Raw genomic sequence first — 5,467 nt, 5'->3', positions numbered from 1 at the left:
TTTTCATGTCTGTAATATTTGTACCATATTTCCTTTAATAACTACAAAGAACTCTGACTTATTACCTTTCATCAATTTAAATCAGCTATTATTTCTTACAATCAATCACTACTCTCTGTTGATTCTCCATGCCTAAATTCACCGTAGCCGAGTTATCTAAAAAATATGGTATCGCAAGAACTTCCATTTACGACCGCATGAAGAATGGGAGCATTAGCTATGAGATTGATGACAAGAATAGGAAGGTAATAGATTTAAGCGAAATGCAAAGGGTGTACGGTACGCCTGACAGTAAGCCTACAAGCAAGGCTGACAGTACAGAAACTGACAGCACTACAATCGAATTGTACAAGCAATTAATTGAAGAACTTAGACAAGACAAACAAGATGCAAAAACTCGTGAAGATCGTATGTATAAAGAGATTGAAGCATTAAAAGACAAGATTGATAACTTAACTTTAGCTTTGGGATATACACCTTTAAATAATCAGCCTGACAATGAGCCTGACAACATAAATGAACAGAACCGTACAAAACAAGACTTACAAGAAAATGTACAACCTGAAACGAGTATTCAGATAAAAGATAATTCTTCCTTAATCAACCGTTTTGAAAGAAGTATCAAAGCATTCTTTAGAGAATAAATTAAATGAGTATAAAGCGATTTAGATTAACCTATCTTTAATCTTTAAAGCTCTAAGTTAAATCTAAATCACTATTTTATATGGTATTAGTTACTTTGCAGTACTTGCTGGCATATCAGCCTTAGCTTCAACATTTTCTATAGGTGTAGAATTTAGACCGTAATCTACCTTGTTTGTAATAAATAGATTTCTAGCGATTTCAGTCTTAGTATCTTCAAAATTCTGATTCATCACTTTTTCAATACTTGCTTTTAATAACAAATCCTTAGATAACGGATAGGTTTCTTCTTTAATAGTAAAAATATAAGGCATATTCATAAAGTTAGAACTTGAATACGTAATATACGTTTTTATTCTCAATTTGATATTGTCATCAATAGGAGCTACTTTTTCATAAGTCAATTTTTTACCATCTTCAATGATATTCCATTTATCAACAATATCTATAAGTGCAAGATTTACAGGTTTAGATTTCTCATAAAAACTAGCACTATCAACAATTTTTTCATAACCTGTTCCACTACCATTAAGACCTAATAACGTAATATCCACCATAACCTTTTCAGAGAAAACTTTTCCTAAATCTACAGGTCCATAATTTGATTCTAATAACGTTTTTGGTTCATGCTTTAAATAAAATGAAGCACCTAAAACTGAAATTAAAATTGAGAAACATAATGCTATTGTCTGCCAAGTTTTCACTTACTACCCTCTAAAGTAATTCACTAATAAATTTACGATTTTTTCTAATTTAACAGAATGTTATAAATTATATTCTATAACTAACTTTTCATAGCTCTTTGCACTGTACTTAGTGAGATTCCTAATTCATTGGCTGTTTGACGATAACTGTTACCCTGTGCAATCTTATCTCTAATTTCATCATCATTAATTTTCTTAGGCTTGCCCTTGTACTTACCCTCTGCTTTAGCAATTGCAATACCTTCTCGCTGACGTTCAAGCATCAGGTCACGCTCAAACTGACTGAATGCTGACAACATCGTGAACATAAGGTTGTTCATTGGATTACTTTCATCAGGGGAAAATGTCATCTTATTCTTATCAAAAATAACCGTCACACCTTTAGCTTTTAAGGTATCCATTAGCTGGATCAGGTCTGCTGTATTTCTTCCAAGTCTATCTAAGCTATGCACATGTAACTCATCACCATCACGGACATAATCCAACATAGCCAATAGTTCAGGTCTGTTTGTATCCTTACCGCTTACCTTATCTTCAAATACTTTATCGAATGTCATCCCATCTAATTGTCGAGCTGTATTCTGATCTGCTGTACTCACTCGTTTGTATGCTACCTTTGCCATAAACTGTATTCTTTTAAATCTAAGATATTTAAATCATATTGTATTCATAAATTAAAATCAACCCAAAAGAATACAAAATTAAGCAAATTTATGTATTCATCGAATGTATTCATTAGGGCATACTTAATTGAATGGTTAGTCCTTAAAAAAGATTGCCCATATAATTATTAAAATAAATAAGATAAGAGCTGGCATAACTACATATTTCAGACTAATAGAGTTAATATATATACTACAATTTATTGATATCTATATAAAAGGAATAAACATGAATACATTTGAAGATTTTGTGAATGATGTTAGATCATTAAAAAAAGGTACTGAAAAAAACTATCCAATGATGCTTAAAGACTACCCACTTTTGCATTGGTTCAATGACCCAATAGCAGGAAAAGAAGTTCAAGGTTTAGCAGTAGTAATTAGACAATCTAAAGTAGCTTTCACTATAAAACGCTTATAAATTAGAAAATAGTCATGCATTTTTTTTCTAAAAAGCTCACTGTCTAGCGAGCCTTTTAGAAATGTGTACGTGCATGAAATTAAATTGAGTGGGTAATCCTACACATTCATTTGCATACAGCTATAAGGGTAACTCTATTACCGTAGTTGGCTTCCCTAATGAGCTTAATCAAATCATCTCTTCTTATACGTGCAGCTCTATTCTGTTTGAATTGTTCTTTCTTAATCACAAGGCGTAAAAAAACCGCCTACACCTGCAAGCGGTTCTATTTTTATTAGCTTATGAATACATTGACGATCTGCAACATATCAGCAACAAAGCTGACAAGTTGCACGAACAAGTGAAAATAGTTCACTTTTATGCCCCTCTTAAATAGAGGGCATCACTGAGGCAACGTGTAAGTCAGCAATAAATACTGCGTCACAATTTGCCGTTTAGCAATTTGTGTAAATACACATTTATTGCTATCACTAATGCGATAGAGTAACCTTTAAGGTGAATCAAAAAGCAATAATGTCAGTAATGCCATTGTTGATATTTAACTACTCCACTCGAAATTTTCGACGAGGACGAGTGAGAGTGGTTGCTTTTATTTCTTGATAATAACTTGCCCTGATTTAATAACCAAACGTTATGCCCATATTTTGCGACCAATTGTGTCGCACAATATTCTTTTCATTACTTAATGATGTTTTCTACATGAATGAAACACTACAACTACCTTATAGATTTAATTTTATTCGCGTACAGACAATAAAAAAGCACCTTTAAAGGGCTTCAATTGGTCTTAGCTTTGCTTTGTTTATTATTGTGTATCTCTTTTTTCCACCTAGAAAACTTAGGTCATGTAATTTCTGATTTTTTAATGCTGAACATGTAGATTTAATCTTTTTATCTGTCACTTTCCTACTCAAAATATTCAAAGGGAAATCAGAATAATATTGGGCATCATCCAGACCATGTATTTCATTACTAGAATATATGGTGATGTAAAACTGCTGAAATGACTTTTTAGATGAATGATTTTTATGTAAATGTTTTCTAATCACATACATGATTGCTACATCTTCATTCCCTTTCTTTTTTCTCAGGTAATCTCTAAATTTCTTATCATCAAATTTAAGAAGCCAATTCTTAGCAACATCTTTAGCTTCCTCAACATCTAAATCATTTACATCTACAAATATTGAATATTGATACAACCAATCATAGTTGGTTAGATAATTAACTATATGTCTTACTGTTTTATCCTCACTATTCTCCATCATCCCTCCTCTAAAATTATGACTGATTCTTTAAGATAATTACTTAAGATTATACATCCTATACTTACACTTATTTTCCCCTAATATAGCTACTATTTAATTAGAATAAAAATAATCTAAAAGCCTTTATCTAAAAGAGTTTTAAGAAGTTATTTCATTAAAATATGAAGAGGGGTAATTTACAAATCATTATCCGTATTAGTGCGGTAAAGATCAAGATGAATATTCTCATAAATTTTATTTTTATAGGTATTGTGACTGTCACTACTTAACGGTGAAATCCATCCCCCTTATAAAAGACCGACATGCAAACAGAAATATCTGTATCCCTATTGGTTATCAATCATTCATATTTTTAATTTTGAAAAATATTGAATCAAAACATACCAACATGCTTAACATTTTGAGGTAAACAAGGCATTTAAAGGATAATAAAGTATTGTTATTAAATAACTTAAAGCTATAAAAGACCTAAAAGAAGTAATTTTTATATGTTATTAAATACTTATTATTGGCACATCCATTTAGAACGTAACCTGTTGATATAAATAATTATTAAGAAGTAAAGAGTACAGAAGAATAAACAACAACAAAACAAGCCATAATTACAATCGTTAACATCTCAAAGCAAAAGAGCTATTATCTGATTTAGGCTTATCCAGTCTCATTCTTTCGATGACGATAATAAGTTGCTCTACTAATCCCTAATGCTTCCCAAGGCTTCGTGCTAGCTTCTGAACCATCAAGAGGTAATCGCTTAGATTTCTTACCACCTATAGCCCCTTTACGGCGTTGTCTATCAATAAATTCTTGGTAAGCGTAGCCATCACGCTTCCAACAGTAGCGAGCTATAGATTTTGCAATCCCTTTGATCTCTCCATATTGCATAGGCTCTGTAATGCCCTCATTGAGCTTTTGACAGTGATCTATGACAGTCTGTAGCCATTGGTTATATGTTTTCCCTCTGAACTCTCTTACCGCCGTGTATGCCCAAAAACGTGCTGTATGGAATACATAACAATTCCGACCTAGTCCTATAGCTTCATCTTGCTTAATTGGTTTATTTGCTTCTTTCCAATCAATTTCTAACTTACTAGCAAGCTCATTCAATGAGTATGGCTTATCACGTAGCGTATATGCTCTCCATTGCTCGTGTATCGGGTTTTTTGCTATTAAACCACTGTATCCTACATCAGCATTAAACAAACGCTGTAATCTCTTTAAAACAGCATTAGCATAGATGATTGGCTTTAGTCTACTTGCATCTGTTTTGTAAATTGGTGTTTTGAGAGTAAAGAATATGTGTGATCTGCCATTGTCCTTGTTCTCTATCAAAAGGTTAGGCATTGGTATACCTGTCATTGAATAAAGAATTTCAATCAATGAGGATTCATAGTCTAGGTCTAAGATTAAATAATTTTGATAGAAAGGGTGATTAGGCTGTAAGTACTTGAACTTTACTGCGGTTTCTTTTGGTCGTATCAATAACCCTTGTGAGAGATCATTTGTACAATAAGGCTTTTTAGGTAGTGTCTCTTGAAAGCTATCAAGAGCAAGGCTCAATTGCATTTTTATATAATTCTCTTATTTGCAATTTACACTTGAACCTGTATTATTGGTTTCAGGTTGTATGTAAATGCGATCTAAAGATTCAAGCCTATATTTCTAAACTTTGGCGAGCGAGGAAATATGGGCTTTTTCATGTCTGTAATATTTGTACCATATTTCCTTTAATAACTACAAAGAACTCTGACTTATTACCTTTCATCAATT

6 protein-coding genes are annotated in these 5,467 nt (G+C 32.2%); 2 read left to right on the top strand and 4 right to left on the bottom strand.

Features of this window, described 5'->3' with window-relative positions; translation table 11 throughout:
• Window positions 1-128: 128 nt before the first annotated feature.
• Window positions 129-644 (top strand): hypothetical protein, encoded by a 516-nt coding sequence (locus tag AC07WY_RS21460; protein ID WP_494737077.1) that lies wholly within the window; start codon window positions 129-131, stop codon window positions 642-644.
• Window positions 645-734: 90 nt separating this feature from the next.
• Here the strand turns inward: AC07WY_RS21460 and AC07WY_RS21455 are convergent, their stop codons facing one another.
• A complete protein-coding gene (locus tag AC07WY_RS21455) occupies window positions 735-1,346 on the bottom strand; it encodes a hypothetical protein (protein ID WP_494737076.1) in 612 nt (203 codons plus the stop codon).
• A gap of 80 nt (window positions 1,347-1,426) precedes the next feature.
• Window positions 1,427-1,969, bottom strand: a complete 543-nt coding sequence (locus tag AC07WY_RS21450; protein WP_494737075.1) for a recombinase family protein — start codon at window positions 1,967-1,969, stop codon at window positions 1,427-1,429.
• Between the two features lie 268 nt (window positions 1,970-2,237).
• Between AC07WY_RS21450 and AC07WY_RS21445 the strand changes: the two genes are divergently transcribed.
• Window positions 2,238-2,429 (top strand): hypothetical protein, encoded by a 192-nt coding sequence (locus AC07WY_RS21445; protein ID WP_494737074.1) that lies wholly within the window; start codon window positions 2,238-2,240, stop codon window positions 2,427-2,429.
• Between the two features lie 767 nt (window positions 2,430-3,196).
• On the opposite strand, the gene AC07WY_RS21440 is transcribed toward AC07WY_RS21445, so the two are convergent.
• A complete protein-coding gene (locus AC07WY_RS21440) occupies window positions 3,197-3,694 on the bottom strand; it encodes a hypothetical protein (RefSeq protein WP_494737073.1) in 498 nt (165 codons plus the stop codon).
• Between the two features lie 654 nt (window positions 3,695-4,348).
• Window positions 4,349-5,263: a replication initiation protein gene (locus AC07WY_RS21435; RefSeq protein WP_494737072.1), complete on the bottom strand. Its 915-nt coding sequence runs from the start codon at window positions 5,261-5,263 to the stop codon at window positions 4,349-4,351.
• Window positions 5,264-5,467 lie beyond the last annotated feature (204 nt).

Source organism: Acinetobacter sp. GW821-FHT01C12, from assembly GCF_059422625.1.
This window is presented reverse-complemented; position numbering and strand designations above follow the sequence as displayed.